Annotated in this window: 15 protein-coding genes, 1 pseudogene and 1 riboswitch; of the genes and pseudogenes, 5 read left to right on the top strand and 11 right to left on the bottom strand. The window is 61.3% G+C overall.

Annotated elements, in window-relative coordinates; genetic code table 11:
* The 9 genes from CP49_RS33935 to CP49_RS33885 form a co-directional block, all read right to left on the bottom strand.
* Window positions 1–1,406 (bottom strand): heavy metal translocating P-type ATPase (locus CP49_RS33935; protein ID WP_156438805.1); only part of this gene is annotated, 1,406 nt, incomplete at its 3' end.
* Window positions 1,407–1,417: 11 nt separating this feature from the next.
* The gene (locus CP49_RS33930; protein ID WP_057854475.1) at window positions 1,418–1,939 is read right to left on the bottom strand and encodes a FixH family protein; all 522 of its coding nucleotides are present in this window, start codon (window positions 1,937–1,939) and stop codon (window positions 1,418–1,420) included.
* Window positions 1,936–3,399 (bottom strand): cytochrome c oxidase accessory protein CcoG, encoded by a 1,464-nt coding sequence (ccoG, locus tag CP49_RS33925; RefSeq protein ID WP_057854474.1) that lies wholly within the window; start codon window positions 3,397–3,399, stop codon window positions 1,936–1,938. The genes CP49_RS33930 and ccoG overlap by 4 nt, the downstream gene beginning before the upstream one ends.
* A gap of 78 nt (window positions 3,400–3,477) precedes the next feature.
* Window positions 3,478–4,347: a cytochrome-c oxidase, cbb3-type subunit III gene (ccoP, locus tag CP49_RS33920; RefSeq protein WP_057854473.1), complete on the bottom strand. Its 870-nt coding sequence runs from the start codon at window positions 4,345–4,347 to the stop codon at window positions 3,478–3,480.
* A 6-nt stretch (window positions 4,348–4,353) separates the two neighbouring features.
* Window positions 4,354–4,518: a cbb3-type cytochrome c oxidase subunit 3 gene (locus tag CP49_RS33915; RefSeq protein WP_057846728.1), complete on the bottom strand. Its 165-nt coding sequence runs from the start codon at window positions 4,516–4,518 to the stop codon at window positions 4,354–4,356.
* Between the two features lie 11 nt (window positions 4,519–4,529).
* On the bottom strand, window positions 4,530–5,264 hold the full coding sequence (gene ccoO, locus CP49_RS33910; RefSeq protein WP_057854472.1) for a cytochrome-c oxidase, cbb3-type subunit II: 735 nt from the start codon (window positions 5,262–5,264) through the stop codon (window positions 4,530–4,532).
* Between the two features lie 11 nt (window positions 5,265–5,275).
* Window positions 5,276–6,898, bottom strand: coding sequence for a cytochrome-c oxidase, cbb3-type subunit I (ccoN, locus tag CP49_RS33905; RefSeq protein ID WP_156438806.1), 1,623 nt, complete (start codon window positions 6,896–6,898; stop codon window positions 5,276–5,278).
* Between the two features lie 403 nt (window positions 6,899–7,301).
* Window positions 7,302–8,021 carry a helix-turn-helix domain-containing protein gene (locus CP49_RS33900; protein ID WP_057854470.1) on the bottom strand — a complete coding sequence of 240 codons (720 nt, stop codon included), beginning with the start codon at window positions 8,019–8,021 and terminating at the stop codon, window positions 7,302–7,304.
* Window positions 8,022–9,292: 1,271 nt separating this feature from the next.
* Entirely contained in the window at window positions 9,293–9,733 is a 441-nt protein-coding gene (locus CP49_RS33885) for a CBS domain-containing protein (protein WP_057854467.1), read from the bottom strand.
* Here CP49_RS33885 and CP49_RS46770 point away from each other — a divergent pair.
* The 5 genes from CP49_RS46770 to CP49_RS33865 all read left to right on the top strand — a co-directional run bounded on the left by CP49_RS46770 (window position 9,726) and on the right by CP49_RS33865 (window position 13,351).
* Entirely contained in the window at window positions 9,726–9,923 is a 198-nt protein-coding gene (locus CP49_RS46770) for a hypothetical protein (protein ID WP_210183110.1), read from the top strand. The two genes, CP49_RS33885 and CP49_RS46770, sit on opposite strands and share 8 nt — an antisense overlap.
* Entirely contained in the window at window positions 9,920–11,455 is a 1,536-nt protein-coding gene (gene fixL, locus CP49_RS33880) for a sensor protein FixL (RefSeq protein WP_156438804.1), read from the top strand. Before CP49_RS46770 ends, fixL begins: the two co-directional genes overlap by 4 nt.
* Window positions 11,445–12,062 carry a response regulator FixJ gene (fixJ, locus tag CP49_RS33875; protein WP_057854466.1) on the top strand — a complete coding sequence of 206 codons (618 nt, stop codon included), beginning with the start codon at window positions 11,445–11,447 and terminating at the stop codon, window positions 12,060–12,062. Before fixL ends, fixJ begins: the two co-directional genes overlap by 11 nt.
* Before the next feature lie 85 nt (window positions 12,063–12,147).
* Window positions 12,148–12,543 (top strand): response regulator, encoded by a 396-nt coding sequence (locus CP49_RS33870; RefSeq protein WP_057854465.1) that lies wholly within the window; start codon window positions 12,148–12,150, stop codon window positions 12,541–12,543.
* 118 nt (window positions 12,544–12,661) lie between these two features.
* A complete protein-coding gene (locus CP49_RS33865; protein ID WP_057854464.1) occupies window positions 12,662–13,351 on the top strand; it encodes a helix-turn-helix domain-containing protein in 690 nt (229 codons plus the stop codon).
* A gap of 522 nt (window positions 13,352–13,873) precedes the next feature.
* On the opposite strand, the gene CP49_RS33860 is transcribed toward CP49_RS33865, so the two are convergent.
* Window positions 13,874–14,077: a cold-shock protein gene (locus CP49_RS33860; protein ID WP_057854463.1), complete on the bottom strand. Its 204-nt coding sequence runs from the start codon at window positions 14,075–14,077 to the stop codon at window positions 13,874–13,876.
* A 618-nt stretch (window positions 14,078–14,695) separates the two neighbouring features.
* Window positions 14,696–17,007, bottom strand: a pseudogene (gene metE, locus CP49_RS33855) (5-methyltetrahydropteroyltriglutamate--homocysteine S-methyltransferase).
* 102 nt (window positions 17,008–17,109) lie between these two features.
* A riboswitch (cobalamin riboswitch) is annotated at window positions 17,110–17,305 on the bottom strand.
* Window positions 17,306–17,460: the final 155 nt, after the last annotated feature.

Raw genomic sequence — 17,460 nt, 5'->3', positions numbered from 1 at the left:
AGCGCAAGCCGGCCCGCGAGCTCGAACACATCGGCGGGCACGGCCGCCGAGTTCACCACATCGAGCTCAGGTAACGTCAGCGTTCCCGTCTTGTCGAAGATGATACGGTCGATCTCGGCGACGCGCTCGATGGCATCACCCGAATTGAGCAGCACGCCAGCGCGGAACATCGCGCCCGACGCCACTGTCTGCACCGTCGGGATCGCAAGCCCCAGCGCACAGGGACAGGTGATGATCAGAACGGCGATCGCGGTGATAATGGCGTCATGGACGCTGGCGCCGGCGATCAACCAGCCGATCATGGTCAGGAAGGCCGTCGCGTGCACCACCGGTGCGTAGAGGCGCGAGGCACGGTCGGCAAGTTGCACATAGCGCGAGCGCACCTGCACGGCGTGATCAAGCAGCCGCTGGATGTCCGCAAGCAGCGTGCCTTCGGAGGCGGCGGAAACGCGGATGCGCAAGGAGCCGGAGATGTTGAGCGAGCCGGCGTAGACCGCACTGCCCGGCTTGACCGCCGCATGCGACGTCTCGCCCGTGATCAGGCTCTGGTCGATCTCCGACCTGCCGTCGATGACAGTGCCATCGATCGCCGAACGCTCGCCGGGCCGCAGCAGAACGATGTCGCCGGCCTTGACCGCTGCGGCCGGCACCACGGAGATCTCGTCTGGACCGACGAACTTGGTCGCCGTCTCGGCCTTCAGAGCGGCGAGATTGCCGGCCACCGCGCGGGTTCGCCGCTGCATGTTCTGTTCGAGATAGCGCCCGATCAGGAGGAAGGTGAGCAGCATGATCGCCGCGTCGAAATAGGCGTGCTCGGCATGGCCGATGGTCTCGACGATCGAGGTCGCGAGCGCCAGGATGACGCCGATGCTGATCGGCACATCCATGTTGACGTTGCCGCTGCGCAGCGCGTTGAAGGCGGAGCGGAAGAAGGGCTGGCCGGCATAGGCCGCGGCCGGCAGCGCGATCAGCGCCGATATCCAATGGAAGAAATCGCGCTGCTCTGGTAGCATGTCGCTGACATTACCGGACCACACCGGGATCGACAGCATCATGACGTTCATGGTCGCGAACGCCGCAACGCCCAGGCAGCGCAGCAGGAAGCGGGAGTTCTCGGCCTCTGCCGCTTCAGCGGTGACAGCCTCGAACGGATAGGCCTTGTAGCCGAGCTCGACCAGGCAATCGATGAAGCGCGCCGGATCGAGCGCGCCCTCCTTCCACTCCAGCGCGACACGGCGGTCGGTCAGGTTGACGCGCGCCAGCGTCACGTCCGGGATGGCTGAAAGGCCACGCTCGATCTTCGAGATGCAGCCGGCGCAGCTGATGCCTTCGACAGCGAGGTCAATATGCGCCACTCCGGAGCCGAGATGCTTAACATAATGCGAAAAGTCCCGTGTCGCCTGCATGACGCGTTCCCCTAGTTCAGTACCACGCGGTTCCTAGACATGAACAGACGCCGGCCGTCGGCTTCGCTTTCCAGCACCAGATTCCATTGCCCCGGTCCGACGGCGCGGCCGCTGCCCCGATAAATGCCGCCCGTCACCTCCGACAGCGCGATCACCCGGTCCGCCCGCCGGTCGGTCGGCCGCTCCAGGCGACCGGTGAATTTCAGTCCGGTCAGCGCCTTTCCGCTCCCGTCGCGTGCCTTGACTTCCAGCGCCGTGTCCCCGTCCGCACTGCGCGCAAGATGCGCGTCCACCTTCCAGCTGCGTGCATCCTGCTCGCGTGCGGCGGCGATCTCCTTCTCATAGGCAAGGCTCGCCGCATAGGCGCTGTCGACCTCGGTGCCGGGCAGCGTCATGGAAGCAAGCCTTATCATGGTGAGGTTGACGCCGATGACGACGCCAAAGAACGCAAGCAGCATGAAAAGCACCTTGCGGCCGGTGAGCGGCTTTGGCGATGCACTGGCTCTGTTCACGACAGCTCCACTTGTTCTCATGGCGAGACGAAATTGTCGATCGCGGAAGCGACCTCGCCGAGACCGATATCGGTGATCCGGAATTTAGTCGGGATCGATTTTTCGGTATTCTTCTCCGACGGAGCAGTCACCAGCACACGCAATTCTGTGGTGCCGTCGCGCCCGAGCACGACCATTGGCCGGTCGGGCGTGATCGAATCGTCGCCCACGACGTGGAGAACGGCATCTTGCGGACCATCGACGTCGATCGTCACCACGCGGTCAAAACCGCGCTTGTTGAGCAAACGGACCGTGTAGGCGTTGCGGATCGAGCCGTCGCTAAGCTTCACCGCGACAGGGTTGCGATCGTGCAGCACGTTGATGTCGAGCAGCGAACGGGTGAGCAGCGCATACAGCATGATCCCACCGACGAGTGCGATCAGCGCGGTGTAGATGATCGTGCGTGGCCGCACGATGCGGTAGATCGGCGGCTCGCCGGCCATCCGGCGCTGGATGTTAATGTCATTGTCGTAGCCGATCAGCCGAGTCGGCCCGCCGATCTTCTTCATCACGTTGTCGCATGCGTCGATGCACAGGCCGCACTGGATGCAATCGATCTGCGGGCCATTGCGGATATCGATGCCGGTCGGGCAGGCCGCCACGCATTGATAGCAATCGACGCAGTCGCCGGCAGGCAGGCCGAGCGCCCGCAGCTCGTTCGCCTTCTTTACCGACATGCGCTTTTCGCCGCGGTCGTAGCGATAGGTGACGTTCAGCGCCCATTCGTCGGTCAGCGCCGCCTGGATACGCGGCCAGGGGCACATGTAGACGCAGACCTGCTCGCGCATGAAGCCGGCGAGCAGATAGGTCGTGGCGGTGAGGATCGCGATCCAGATATAGGCGATCGCCGGCGCCTGGAAGGTGACGAGCTTCTTCACCAGCGTCGGCGCGTCGGTGAAATAGAGCACCCATGCGCCGCCCGTCCACCAGGCGATCAAGAGCCAGATCGAATGCTTGAGCACGATTTCGAAGACGCGCCCGAGTTTTAGGGGATCGGCGGAAGCCGCCTTCCTCATGCGCTCGCGCCGGTCGCCCTCGATCAGGCGCTCGACCGCATAGAACAGGTCGGTCCAGACCGTTTGCGGGCACAGATAGCCGCACCAGATGCGGCCGCCGACCGAATTCATCAGGAATAGTGTGAGCGCGGCGATGATCAGGAGGCCGGTGAAGTAATAGACCTCCTGCGGCCACAGCTCGATGAAAAAGAAATAGAAGCGACTGTTCGGCAGATCGATCAGCACCGCCTGATCTGGGGCGCCAAGGCCGCGATTCCAGCGCACGAAGGGCAGCAAGTAGTAGACGCCCAGGCAGAACGCCATCAGGCCCCATTTGATCCGACGGAAGGTGCCAAAAACACTCTGCGGGTAGACGTTCTTGCGGGCCGCGTAAAGCGGCCCAACATCTTCGACTTGGTCGGGGTCTGTTTGGATGATTTTGTTCATGGGCCCGTGCTCTCTTAGTCTCCTCCCTCTCTGCCGGGTTGATCCAGCGCAAACCCAACGCCGCTTCCCTTTGCTCCGCTACTTGCCGCCGCCGAGCGTGTGGACGTAGACCGCCAGCGCCTTGATGGTGGACGGATCAAGCCGGCCCACCCACGCCGGCATCACGCCGGCCCGACCATTCGTGATGGTCTCACTCAGGGTCGCCTCGTCCGATCCGTAGAGCCAGATCTTGTCAGTGAGATTGGGCGCGCCGAGCTCCTGGTTGCCCTTGCCCGCCTCACCATGGCAGCTCGTGCAATTCTCGGCGAAAATTTTTGCGCCGGCGGCGACATCGTAACCCTGGCGCGTCGGCAAGCCCGAGAGCGAGCGCACATAGTTGGCGACCGTGCCAATCTCGTCCCGCTTCAAGATGCCTTCCTTGCCGAAGGCGAGCATCGCGCCCTCATGGGTCTTGGTGTGACCCGAGCGCGCGCCGAATTGGATGGTCTGCACGATCTGGTCGAGCGAGCCGCCCCACAACCAGTCGTCGTCGTTCAGGTTGGGATAGCCTTTTGCGCCGGCGCCGCCCGAGCCGTGGCACGGCGCGCAGTTGTCGCCGAACGCGGCCTTGCCGCGGGCGCGCGCCAGCGTCAGCAGCGCCGGATCCTTTTCGATATCGGCGAGCGAAGCAGCACCCAGCGCAATCATCTTGTCGCCGCGGATCTTTTCCAGAATTGCAAGCTCGACGCCGACCGCGGCGCGCGTCGAATAGTTGAGCGCGCCCCTGGTGTAGCTCCACAGAAGCGGCCAGGCCGGGTACACCACCCAATAACCGATCGCCCACAGGATGGAGGCGTAGAAGGTGATCAGCCACCAGCGCGGCAGCGGTGTATTGAGTTCCTTGATGCCGTCCCACTGGTGACCGGTGGTGGTCTTCCCGGAAACCTCGTCAAGTTCGCTTTCCGCCATGACCTCTCAGTCCTCCCGCAACGGCATCCGAGATGCCTGGTCGAAAACCGCCTGGTTCCGCGGCCAAAGCGCGTAGATCACGATCGCAATGAACAGGCCGACGAAGATCGGCGTCCACACACTGGTGACGAGGTCCGACGCGATGTTGTGAACGATCAAGATTGCTTTCATCGTCCTGCCTCTCAGCGAAGATTGGCTTTTTCGTTGTAGAGCTTGAAGTCGACCAGCGTGCCGAGCATCTGCAAATACGCGACCAGCGCATCCATCTCGGTCGGCGCACCGGCCTTGCTGTCGAAATTGCGGATCACAGCTTTTGGATACCGTTTCCCGAACGCGTCGGTGCCGACACTATCCGGATCGGCCTGCGCCTTCAGGTCGGCGACCGCGTTCTTGATTTGCTCGTCCGAATAGGGCACCCCAACGATGCGGCTGGCCTTCAGGTTGTCGGCGACAACAGCGGTGTCGACCTCGGTCTGGGCGAGGAACGGATAGCCCGGCATCACCGACTGCGGCACAATCGCGCGCGGATTGGTCAGGTGAGTGACGTGCCACTCATCTGAATACTTTGCGCCGACCCGCGCGAGATCCGGCCCAGTGCGCTTCGAGCCCCACTGGAATGGATGGTCGTACATGCTCTCGGCAGCGAGCGAGAAGTGGCCATAGCGCTCAATCTCATCGCGGAGCGGCCGGACCATCTGCGAGTGGCAGAGATAGCAGCCCTCGCGGACATAGATATTGCGGCCTGCCAGTTCGAGCGGTGTGTAGGGCCTGACGCCATCGACCACCTCGATCGTGCTTTTCAGGTAGAACAGCGGCGTGATCTCGACCAGGCCGCCGATCGCAATCACAACCAGAATGCCCGCGATCAGGATGATGGAATTCTTCTCGAAGATTTGATGGCGGGTCCAAAAGGACATCCGATCGCTCCTTATTCCGCCGACTGCAACGCGAGCTCTGTGCCGACGTCCGCCTCGCTTGCCCGCACTGTCATCCAGAGATTGTAGGCCATGATCAGCGCGCCGATCAGGAACAGCGCGCCGCCGGCGGCACGGATGACGTAGAACGGGTGCATCGCTTCCACCGTCTCGATGAAGGAATATTCGAGGAAGCCGAGCGAGGTGTAGGCGCGCCACATCAGGCCCTGCAGGATTCCGGAGACCCACATAGCCGAGATGTAGAGCACGATGCCGATGGTCGAGATCCAGAAGTGCCAGTTGACGAGCTTCAGGCTGTACAGTTCCTTGCGGCCCCACAGCCAGGGCACCAGGCAATACAGCGCACCAAAGGAGACGAAGCCGACCCACCCCAACGCACCGGAGTGAACGTGGCCGATGGTCCAGTCCGTATAGTGACTCAGCGAGTTCACCACCTTGATCGACATCAGAGGACCTTCAAAGGTGGACATGCCGTAGAAGGCCACGGAAACCACCAGCATGCGCAGCACCGGATCGGTGCGCAGCTTGTCCCAGGCGCCCGACAGCGTCATCAGGCCGTTGATCATGCCGCCCCAGGATGGCATCCAGAGTATCACAGAAAAAGTCATGCCGAGCGTCTGCGTCCAGTCCGGCAGCGCCGTGTAGTGCAGATGGTGCGGGCCGGCCCAGATGTAGAGGAAAATCAGCGACCAAAAGTGGATGATCGAGAGCCGATAGGAATAGACCGGGCGCTCCGCGCGCTTCGGGATGAAGTAGTACATGATGGCGAGGAAGCCGGCGGTCAGGAAGAAGCCGACCGCGTTGTGGCCGTACCACCACTGGAACATCGCATCCTGCACACCGGCCCAGGCGATGTAGGATTTCGAGCCGAGCAGTGACACCGGCAGCGCCAGGTTGTTGCCGAGATGCAGCACGGCGATGGTGACGATGAAGGCGAGATAGAACCAGTTGGCGACGAAGATGTGCGGCTCCTTGCGCTTCACCAGCGTCATCACGAACACGACGAGATAGACGACCCAGACGATCGTCAGCCACAGATCGGCGTACCATTCGGGCTCGGCATATTCCTTGGATTGCGTCACGCCAAGTAGATAGCCGGTGCCTGCGATCACAATGAAGAAGTTGTAGCCGAGCACGACGAACCAAGGCGCGAGATCGCCCACGAGCCGCGTCCGGCAGGTCCGCTGCACCACATAGAACGAGGTCGCGATCAGCACGTTGCCGCCGAAGGCGAAGATCACCGCCGAGGTGTGCAGCGGCCGGAGCCGGCCAAAACTGGTCCAGGGCAGATCGAGATTGAGCAAGGGCCATGCGAGCTGGGATGCGATCAAGAGCCCGACGGCGAAGCCGGCGATGCCCCAGAACATCGCCATGAAGGAGGCAAATTTGATCGGACCGAGATTATAGTTCGGCTTCCCGCTGATCTCCTCCGGCGGCAGCGACGCGGGGCGGTCGAGATACCGATTCATGATGGCGAAGGAGGCGACGCCGCTCGCCACTGCAGCGAGCGAAGCATGAAACGCGAACGGCGCGTCCAGCGCCTTGGCGGCTGCGAACGCGCAGACGAAGGCTGCCATCGCGAAGAATAGCATCAGCCCGGCTTCGCCGTGGGTCATCCATTTCGTGGATTGAGTTTGCTGCATGTGTGATTCTCTTTGCATGGGCGCCTGCCCCGTCAGCCCGGGTCTCGCTGTGTTGTCCTTGATTGAGATCAACCCGATCAGCTACCCCCACGACCGGCGGGCATTTTGCACCCGCTCCAGCGGCTGCCTGAAGGAATCAGAATGGACGACGCTTGCGCGCTCCCGGTGTTGCCTGATGCGACCTTGGTGATTGGACACTGGCCCAAGCAAGAGCAGCGGCGAAAATCACGAAGACCGAGATGACGGCTGCGGAAACCAAGAGCGCATCGGCGGGCATGACGACCTCCATTGAAGCTGATGCGAATATATCGCCGTTTCAACAGAGGCGTCTTTGATCTTGATCAAACTAGGACAAAAGAACCCAACGCGACGCGCTTCAACTTATGCCCGCAGACAAGGCTTCGGCGCGCGGGGTATCCAACAGGACGACGCCACTCGCAAAGGTTTGGATCACACCATCACGTTCGAGCTTCGAGAAGGTACGGCTCACCGTCTCGATGGTGAGCCCCAGATGATCCGCGATGTCCAGCCTTTTCATCGGCAGCGGCATAATTTCTCCACCACGTCCAATTCCACTCAGCCGGTCGCGCCAGCCGATCAGGAAGCTCGCTATCTTCTCTTCGGCGGAGCGCCGTCCGAGCAAGACCATATGTTCCTGTGCCCGGGCCAGCTCGCGGCCCGCCAATTCAATCATGCGGCGCAGCAACTGCGGCCGGTTCTCGGCGAATGTCGCGAACGACTCCTTGGAGAACTGACACAGCGTGACGCGGCCGATCGCGTCAGCGGAGAATTCGTGGCGCGGCAAGCCGGGGAGCCCGAGGAAATCGCCTGGCAATGCAAAACCGACGATCTGCCGCCGGCTGTCCGGCAACAGCTTGTAGAGGCGCAGGGTACCCGCATGCACGCTGAAGGACGACGTTGCTATGTTTGCCTGTGCGAACACGGTGGCGCCTGATTCAAAACGAACATGCCGCGACAGCTGCGCCAATTCGCGCAATTCGGTCTTGTCGAGCGCTGCGCAGATGGCAAAGCCCCTCGCCGTGCAATCGTGACACAATCGACAACGCGTTCCTTCCCCCAAAACCGAAATCTTCACACGTCCCTCCGATTGCCGCCTGCAGGCGCCTCATGGGCGCGTTTCCCTGCCGGTCGATGCAGTGTAGCGTCCGTAGGGATGAGGTGTTGTTGATGCAGATCAATCGCCGGAGACGCCCTGAAGCTGCGTCGTTCCGCGCCCCGCGTAGGTCGTTAAGGGCGCGAGCTCGAGCTTGCCACTGAGATCCACGGCACCTCGCTTGACGCGCTCCAGATCGAGGCGCCCAGCTATCGCTGGTCTCGGGCCTGCTGCACCATCCCCTGAACGGACAGTCAGCCTGCTCGTACCGGTGGTCAGCATCATTATCAAGGCCTGACCAAGCCCGCAGCTAGCCAGCTCCCACTTAAGCTGCCTGTTGAACAGAGCAAGATCGCCACGAAGAAACCCTCCCTGAAGCCGATTCTTAAACCCTCCCTCCCTCCCATCGCAGTTATCGCAAGATCCGGCTGGAGCCTGCGCAACAGCCAGGTCGCCCCGAAGGCGGCGCGGGCACCGGCCATGTGATCGTTGCGCCGCTGGACGATGACTTCAGGATCGACGCCAATTCTGGCGGGCCCGCCGCGAAGCGTGCCGCTTCGCAAAATGCGGTCCTATGAGGAAAACGCCCTCGGCCAACTCGTTCGCCGTCAAGGAGGTGGCTGGGTGTTACACTATGATTCCTCACTCCGCCTGGCCCACGAAGTCCGATTCATTGCAAGGACGAGCGTTCGCTCCCGGCGAATATGTCTCGATCGGCGGTCTGATCGGGTCGCCGCCCTGCGGGGTCCGCGAGGGAGCGGAAGGCGGCAGTGCCGTTCCACCTCACCAATCCGAATTGTGGAATATTGTGTTGGTTTGGACTGTCCGGATCAATCCAATCTCGGATTTCGTGTTGGAGTCACCAGCCGCGTGTGCGACTATCCTTTCGAGGCCATGCTGCCGATGGTGCCCAGTCACCCTGGCGTTGTACTGGCTGATCGACCGCGCAGCACCTCTTGGGAGAAACGACCGATCAAGACATGCCTGGCGAGCAGCCGATTCGCGCTCATCGAAGTGCTGCGAACGTTTGGCTGCGTTGCTCGAAATCGACTGAACTCTGGCCCCCGGAGAGGGAAGGCCGCTATAGAACCCACACGAACCAATGCTCTACCAGACATCGCAGTTCAACACGACAATCCAGATGGCCCACATTCGCCGCCGGGTTACTTCGGAGGATGGCGCGCCCGATCCGAACGAGCCGCTCAACTCATTGACCCTCAAGCGACTGCTGGTCATACGCGGCACTGCTGCGATCAGACTCGGTCAGCGTCCGCCGTGGCGCAATCCTGCAGCGCCCGCATCGCGTCCTTCCGCGAAATAATGCCGGCAAGCCGCTGCTCGCTGTCGAGCACTGGCATGCTGCGGAGTCGGTAGTTGACCATCAGCTCCAGCACGCGGGTCAGCCTGGTTTCGGGAGCGACATAAATGAATTCCGCTGTCATTAGATCAACGGCAGTCCGCTGCATCAGGTCGCGGTAGCGCGGGATGATGCGCGCCGGCGTGAAAACGAAGCAGGACAGGTAGTCAAACTTGGAGATGACGCCGACCACCTGCGATCCGTCCATGACCGGATAGGCATTGAAATCTTGCTTCTCGAAGAGATCGCCGAGTTCGCACATCGTCATATCGCGCGCAACCGTCCTAGGCTCGCGCGTCATGTAATCGGCAACCGTCTGCTCGAGAAACTTGTACAAGGCGAAATCCTCGCTGTCGACGGCGCCACTTCAAGCACGCGGGGCGGCCGCGCATATTGAGCGAGGTCAAACGGATGAAATCAGCGCGATCGTACATATTTTCTTGCCCTTGAGTGCGGCCGGGCATTCGGCCCATAATCGGGAAAATCTCAACCGAATCCGCGCTCCGGAATTGGAGAAGGACAATTGAGCGGCATAGCCCCCTTCCCGTGTGACGACGGCAGCCACGATCAGCGCTTTCGGCTGGGTGCCGAGGGCGCTGGCGTCGGCGGCTGGGATATCGATCTGTCCACCAGGGAGTTGTTCTGGTCGAATATCGCGCGAAAACTGTTCGGCGTTTCCAATGCCGCTGCGGTCAGCTACGACCTGTTCCTTTCGCTGCTCGAGCCTGAGGACCGCGAGCGAACCGAGCAGGCGATCTCCCGTTCACGCGAGACCGGCGCCTCGTTTGACCTCTCCTACCGGCTAAGACGCGAGGACGGCGGCAGCCATTGGGTCCGCGCCCGCGGCAGCGTCATCAGGAACAAGGATGGCATTCCGTCCCACCTTTCCGGCGTTGTCCTCGACCTCGAGGAGGAGAAGCGGCTCGAGGAGGACCTGCGCACGCGCGAACGGCACCTTCAGTCCATTCTGGAGACGATCCCGGACGCGATGATCGTCATCGACAGCCGCGGCATCATGCAGTTCTTCTCGAGCGCGGCGGAACGCCAGTTCGGCTACGTCCAGAGCGAGGCAATCGGGCAGAATGTCAGCATCCTGATGCCCGAGCCCGACCGTTCACGCCATGACGGCTATTTGGCGCGATACGTCGCCACCGGCGAACGGCACATCATCGGCATCGGCCGCATCGTCACCGGTCAGCGCAAGGACGGCACCACCTTCCCGATGCACCTGTCGATCGGCGAGATGCAATCCGGCGGCATGCCCTATTTTACCGGCTTCGTCCGCGACCTCACCGAGCATCAGCAGACCCAGGCGCGGCTGCAGGAATTGCAGTCCGAGCTCGTCCACATGTCACGGCTGAGCGCGATGGGAGAGATGGGTTCTGCATTGGCACATGAGCTTAACCAGCCGCTTGCTGCCATCAGCAACTACGTGAAGGGCTCGCGCCGGCTGCTTGCCGCGAGCCCCGATCCGAATCGCGCTAGAATCGAGAACGCGATGGATCGCGCCGCGGAACAGGCGATCCGCGCCGGGCAGATCATCCGGCGGCTGCGCGATTTCGTCGCCCGCGGCGAATCCGAAAAGCGCGTCGAGAGCCTTTCGAAGATGATCGAAGAAGCCGGCGCGCTTGGCCTAACCGGTGCGCGCGAACAGGACGTGCGGATCCGCTTCAGCCTGGACCCGCAGCATGACCATGTCCTGGTCGACCGCGTCCAGATCCAGCAGGTGCTGGTCAATCTGTTCCGCAACGCGCTGGAAGCCATGGCCCAGTCCGCACGGCGCGAGCTCATCGTCTCTAACCGGCCGGTCGACGGGGACATGACCGAAGTCTCGGTGTTCGACACCGGTCACGGATTCCCCGAAGATGTGGAGAAGCACCTGTTCCAGACCTTCTTTACGACCAAAGAAACCGGCATGGGGGTCGGGCTGTCGATCAGCCGCTCCATCATCGAGGCCCATGGCGGCAGGATGTGGGCCGAATCCGATCACGCAGGGGGCACGACGTTTCGCTTCACCCTGCCGGCGGCACCCAACGAGAGTTTGACAGATGGCAACTAGAGGAAATGTCTACGTCATCGACGATGATGAGGCGATGCGTGACTCGCTGCACTTCTTGCTCGATTCCGCGGATTTTGAGGTCAGTCTGTTCGAGACGGCGCAGAAATTCCTCGATCACCTTTCCACCATCGAATTCGGCTGTGTAGTCTCGGATGTCCGCATGCCCGGCATCGATGGCGTCGAGTTGCTAAAGCGCCTCAAGGTGAGCCGCGCCTCCTTGGCCGTCATCATCGTGACCGGCCATGGCGACGTCCCCCTCGCCGTCGAGGCGATGAAACTCGGTGCGGTCGATTTCCTGGAGAAGCCGTTCGAGGATGACCGCCTGGTCGCGATGATCGACGCCGCGCTCCGGCAGGCTGAAGCCGGCGCCCGCGACGAGGCAATGACGCAGGACATCGCCGCGCGGGTCGCCTCGCTGAGCCCGCGCGAGCGGCAGGTGATGGAGGGATTGGTGGCTGGCCTATCCAATAAGATGATCGCAGGCGACTACAATATCAGCCCGCGCACCATCGAGGTCTACCGAGCCAACGTGATGACCAAGATGCAGGCTTCGAGTCTTTCGGAACTCGTCCGCCTCGCCATGCGAGCCGGGGCGCTTAAAGATTGAGCTGAATCAAGTCGGGCCCGCTGGAAGGCCTTATGAATGCTCTGATCGACCGCATGGCTGATCAGAAAGCCGCATAAAACCTGTGATGCCCTCACCTAACAGAACGCCCCTTGTCTACGTCGTCGATGATGACACCGATGTGCTCGGATCGCTGCGCTTTCTCCTGGAAACCGACGGTTTTTGTGTCCGCACTTTCCGCAGCGGCGAGGCGCTCCTGAACGCCATGACTATGGGCGGCGCCGATTGCTTCGTGATCGACTACAAGATGCCGGGCATGAGCGGCATCGACCTTGCCAGTCTCTTGCGCCGGCGCGATATCGATACGCCGATCATCCTGATCACCGGTCACCCCGACTCGTCCATTCCGGCCAAAGCAGCAGTCGCCGGTATTCGCCATGTGCTGGTCAAGCCGCATGTCGAAGACAGCCTTTCCTCCCATACCCGGGACGCGATCAACACGGAGCAGCCCTCGGCGTCCTGAAAACCGGCACACAGCTCCGGGATTCTACTTAAGGCATTGCCCCTAAGGCATGAAGCGAAATTTCCCAGCCGTTTTGTTCCACTTACCAATTCGCCATCCGCTGCACAGGAGATGGCTCATGCTCACCCGATCGATCGCCCCGTCCCTCAACGTCAACCGAGCCGCTCCCGGCGCGTTTGGGCCTGTCGAACCGTTTTTCGGCCTCACAGGCCATGCTGGCCTGATCGCCACGGAGTTCACCTACCGCAAGGACGAGGAAATCTACGGTGAGGACGAGCCGGCGGAGTATGTTTACCAGGTCGTTCGCGGCGCGATGCGCACGTACAAGCTGCTGTCCGACGGACGTCGTCAAATCGGCGCGTTCCATTTGCCTGGCGACGTGTTCGGGCTAGAGTCTGGCACCAAGCACCGCCTGGCCGCCGAAGCCATCATCGACAGCACCGTGCGCCTGGTGAAGCGCCGCAGGCTCGAACATGCGGCCGGCACCGACGTCCGGGTCGCCCACAAGCTCTGGACCATAACGGCTGATGACCTCAAGCGCGCCGAGGAGCACATCCTGCTGCTTGGTCGCAAAAGCGCGATGGAACGAGTCGCCAACTTCCTCCTGGAGATGGATCGCCGCCTTACGGTGGCCGGCACGATGGCGCTCCCGATGTGCCGCCGCGACATCGGCGATTATCTCGGGCTTACGCTGGAAACGGTGTCACGTGCCCTGTCGCAATTGAACGACGAAGGCGTGCTGGGCTTTTCCGGTGCCCGCCAGATCGTGCTGCGCAACCACCAGCGCCTGCGCAACATGGATATCTGATCGGCCTCATATGGCGAAGCCAAGTCGAGCGAATTCAGGTTGGCCGATGTGAATAAGCAGTCGCTCCAACCTGAAGCGTTCCGGCGTGTTGACAAAGATCCAGTGATGCCGGGCGTGAGGCCAAAACACTGCGCAGGCTATAGATGTCTCTAAACGAAAGTTTCGCGAGATGCATGGCGTTCCCGATTGGACGTTGCATCCGACCGGGTCGAGGTAATGGGAGCGCAGCCGACGGGAGATCGCAATTGAACGCGATCGCCGCCTCGCGTCCGCCCGCTTGGTCCGCGAGCAGGGGCTTGATGTTGCACCGCCTGCCGAGACCTGGCCACTTACCTTGCGAGGTAACCACTAATGCCTGTCCGAAAATATAAGGACTTGCTCGGTCTTAATGAAAAGGCGTGATTGCGGGGCGACTGGGATTGCGGGTTCATGGAGTGAGAGAAGCTAGAGGCCCTTTGGAACGCCGGTGATAAGAAAGCCTTCGTATGGTGGCCGGGAATGACTCTGCCCAAGTCTCTATGATCAACCGATCACGACCTTTTCGGCTCGACTACGTCCGGTCCTGCGGTCTACACCGATTTCATAGCTGACGCGGTCTCCTTGCTTGGGCGTTACACCGGGCAACAAGCTGCTCACGTGGAAGAATAGGTCTTCACCGCCGCTATCAGGCGCTATAAAGTCGAACCCCTTATCGTCCTTAAACAGCTTCACCTTGCCTTGGGGCATGTTCTTCTCTCCGAATCACATAAATTAACGGCGTATCAGATCATTAAACTCGACAGACCTGCTCGCCTCAAGTGATTTGCGGAATTAGCTTTAGTGCGCCAACTCCGCCGCGTTGAGCCGTGGTAGCAGCAATGTAGCCGGCAGTTTCTGACGACGCCTTTCGACAATGGCACCTGCCGGATAGGCGCAGCGATCTTCCAGCGCGAACAGATCGCCCTGTCTCAGGCGAACGACGACGGTTCGCTCGCGAGACGAGGAGCAAAAGCGTTCTCCGCCTGATCTCACGCGACCAGGCAAGAGCATGCCAGTCCGGATGCGCATCGCCCGTTCGCAAATCGACCGACACTTCGCCGGTTCCGGTTCCCAAGGTCTGCAACACTCGACTCAATAAACCCCACCGAGATGGATCGAGAGATTTCGTCCGGCGTCTCGTTCACCTCGATCGTTTGGGCGTTGCTTCCGACAAACTCCAGGATCGTTTTCTCGCCATCACGCCCATCTCCTCGACAAGCGAGAAATCCACAGGGCTCCTCCTTTCCAAAGCGGGTGCATTTGATCCAGAAACGCATCGGCGCTCCCTGTGAAAAAAGACGCCGGACATCGGCGATTGCCTCGGGATCAGGACGCCGCCCGCAATTCACGGGCAGCGGCGACCATATTGATGAGCGCGGGACGCACCTCATCCCATCGGCGCGTTTTAAGGCCGCAATCTGGATTGATCGAGAGCTGCGCATCGGAAAGCCGCTGCCGCGCCAGCGCAATGAGCTTCTTCATCTCGGCCGCGTCCGGCACGCGCGGCGAATGGATGTCGTAAACGCCGGGTCCGATCTCGTTCGGATATTTGTAGCTCTTGAAGGCGTCAAGCAGTTGCATCTTTGACCGCGACGTCTCGATCGAGATGACGTCGGCATCCATTGCCGCGATCGCGTCGATGATGTCGTTGAACTCGGAATAACACATATGGGTGTGGATCTGGGTCTCGTCGGCCACGCCCGACGAGCAAATGCGGAAGCTGTCTACGGCCCAGCCGAGGTAGGTCTTGCATTGTGACTTGCGAAGCGGCAATCCTTCTCGGAGCGCAGCCTCGTCAATCTGGATCATCATCGCGCCGGACCTCTCGAGGTCGATCACCTCGTCACGGATCGCTAGCGCGATCTGACGGCATGCTTCGCTCCGTGGAATATCATCACGGACGAACGACCAGTTCAGGATCGTCACCGGTCCTGTCACCATCGCCTTCAGTGGCTTCTTGGTCAGCGATTGCGCGTAGCGCCACCACTCCACCGCCATCGGCTTCGGCCGGGAGACATCACCAAAAAGGATGGGCGGCCGGACACAACGCGAGCCGTAGGACTGAACCCAACCATGCTTGGTGAATGCGAAACCGGACAGCTGCTCGCCGAAATACTGCACCATGTCATTGCGCTCGAACTCGCCATGCACGAGAACGTCGAGACCGATGTCTTCCTGCCTGCGCACCGGGCGTGCCGTCTCCTCTTTGAGAAACTGCTCGTGTTGTGCGTCGCTCATCGTTCCCCGCGCATGGGCCGCGCGGGCTTTGCGAACTTCCGCCGTCTGCGGGAACGATCCGATCGTCGTCGTGGGAAATGTCGGCAATCCGAACCGCGCGCGCTGAACCTCGGCGCGCCGGGCGAAAGAACTGCGACGACGCCGCATGCCGTCATCGATTGCAGCTTCGCTTGGCGACGTTCGCATTGTGAACGTTGGGCGACGTTTCGCGCGTGACGGCCGCGCCTTCTGAGGCCGCAAGTACATCCGCCGCTTCCTCCCAGCCTTTAGCCAGCACGCGTCCCAACGTTGCGAGTTCTCCGATCTTCTGGACGGAGAAAGCAAGCCAGCTTTTCACATCGGGATCGAGATCGGTCTCGAGATCGAGGTCGATCGGACATGAAGCAGCGAGCATGAGGGTGGAATCTGCACGCGGTCCTCGCCAAGCTTTGCGACGGCAGGTTCGAGCCGGTCGAGCACCGCTGGAAGGTTCGAACGCCAGACATTGCGGCCATCGACGACGCCGAGAGAGAGGACAATATCCCTTCGAGCGTCGGCGACAATCGGGCTCAACTGCTCTGGGGCGCGGACCAGGTCGATGTGAAGGCCCGCAACCGGCAACGTCAAAGCGGTTTCCAGGTTGTCGCCGATCGTTCCAAAATAGGTAGCGAGCATGATCTTGAGGTCGGCAACCTTCTTGGCCAGGTGGGCGTAGGTCGCGTGTAGCGTCGTCGAGGTCCAGGACCAGACATGGCTCGTCCAGCTACACCCACTCGGCGCCCCTTAGGGTGAGTTCGCGGAGAACATCTACATAGACCGGCAGCAGCCTATTGAGGAGCAACAGCGGATCGAATGCAGGATCTGCGCTCTTGCCGAGCTTCAGAAAGGTGACCGGACCAACCAGCACCGGACGCGTCTGACAACCCAGGCTTTTCGCCTCTTCATACTCCTCGATCGGCTTGCGAGAGGAAAGCGTGAAGGTCTGGTCCTTGCGAAATTCCGGCACCATGTAGTGATAATTGGTGTCGAACCATTTGGTCATCTCCTGCGCTGCGGCGCCGTGCTCGGCGTGACCGCAATTCGCATCATGGTCATCGCGCTGTGCGCCCCCGTGCCATTGCAAAGTAGGTCTTGAGCGAAACAGGGCCTGCGCTCCAACCGTAAATTTCCGGAATGGCACCGACCATCACGCTGGTATCGAGCACATGGTCATAAAGCGAGAAGTCGTTTGAAGGAATAACGGTTACGCCGAGCGATTTCTGCCGCGCCCAGTTGGCGGCGCGAAGCGCAGCCGCAGCCTGAAGAAGCTGCGTTTCGTCAGACTTTCCGGCCCAATAGCTCTCGAGCGCGAGTTTGAGTTCGCGGCGCGGACCGATGCGCGGCGTGCCGAGGGTAGCGACAGGAATCGAGAGAAGAGACATAGCTTCAACCCTATGTTGGGAGCAAAGGCCATGGCGGACGCGTGCAGAAAAAGCCGCCGAAGCGGCAACTGCTTGGCGCACCACCGGGACACCCCGCCCGTGGACGAATATGTTGTCGGGCCAGGTCTCCCGGCTCGCGGGTCGTCGCTGCTATCCGGCCTTCCCGAAGCCGCGAGGCTTCAGTGACTTCTATTGGACAGCGGCTCGCCGCTTACAGTTGCGGGGGCAGCGCCGACATTGCACCGGCTTCCCTCCTAGCTCCGGATCAATCCGGAGAGCCTCGACATCTCCGATTACCTGCAAGAGGGCCGTTCCGTTCGGTTCTCGGGAGCGATCGTCTGGACAACGGAGGCATCTAGCGCCTCGTCTTCGTGCGGCCCGATCGTCGCATAGAGTTCGGCGCGCGTCTGGATTCGATCGACAATCTTGTGGGTGCCGTGGTCGCGCGATCGC

This window comes from Bradyrhizobium valentinum (assembly GCF_001440405.1).
GTDB lineage: Bacteria > Pseudomonadota > Alphaproteobacteria > Rhizobiales > Xanthobacteraceae > Bradyrhizobium > Bradyrhizobium valentinum.
The sequence above is the reverse complement of the archived record's forward strand: the minus strand, read 5'-3'. Positions and strand labels throughout refer to the sequence as shown.

Coding starts and splice junctions, on each gene's coding strand:
- CP49_RS33930 (WP_057854475.1), bottom strand. CDS start 1,939: ATGAGAACAAGTGGAGCTGTCGTGAACAGAGCCAGTGCATCGCCAAAG.
- ccoG (WP_057854474.1), bottom strand. CDS start 3,399: ATGAACAAAATCATCCAAACAGACCCCGACCAAGTCGAAGATGTTGGG.
- ccoP (WP_057854473.1), bottom strand. CDS start 4,347: ATGGCGGAAAGCGAACTTGACGAGGTTTCCGGGAAGACCACCACCGGT.
- CP49_RS33915 (WP_057846728.1), bottom strand. CDS start 4,518: ATGAAAGCAATCTTGATCGTTCACAACATCGCGTCGGACCTCGTCACC.
- ccoO (WP_057854472.1), bottom strand. CDS start 5,264: ATGTCCTTTTGGACCCGCCATCAAATCTTCGAGAAGAATTCCATCATC.
- ccoN (WP_156438806.1), bottom strand. CDS start 6,898: ATGACCCACGGCGAAGCCGGGCTGATGCTATTCTTCGCGATGGCAGCC.
- fixJ (WP_057854466.1), top strand. CDS start 11,445: ATGGCAACTAGAGGAAATGTCTACGTCATCGACGATGATGAGGCGATG.
- CP49_RS33870 (WP_057854465.1), top strand. CDS start 12,148: ATGCCCTCACCTAACAGAACGCCCCTTGTCTACGTCGTCGATGATGAC.
- CP49_RS33865 (WP_057854464.1), top strand. CDS start 12,662: ATGCTCACCCGATCGATCGCCCCGTCCCTCAACGTCAACCGAGCCGCT.
- CP49_RS33860 (WP_057854463.1), bottom strand. CDS start 14,077: ATGCCCCAAGGCAAGGTGAAGCTGTTTAAGGACGATAAGGGGTTCGAC.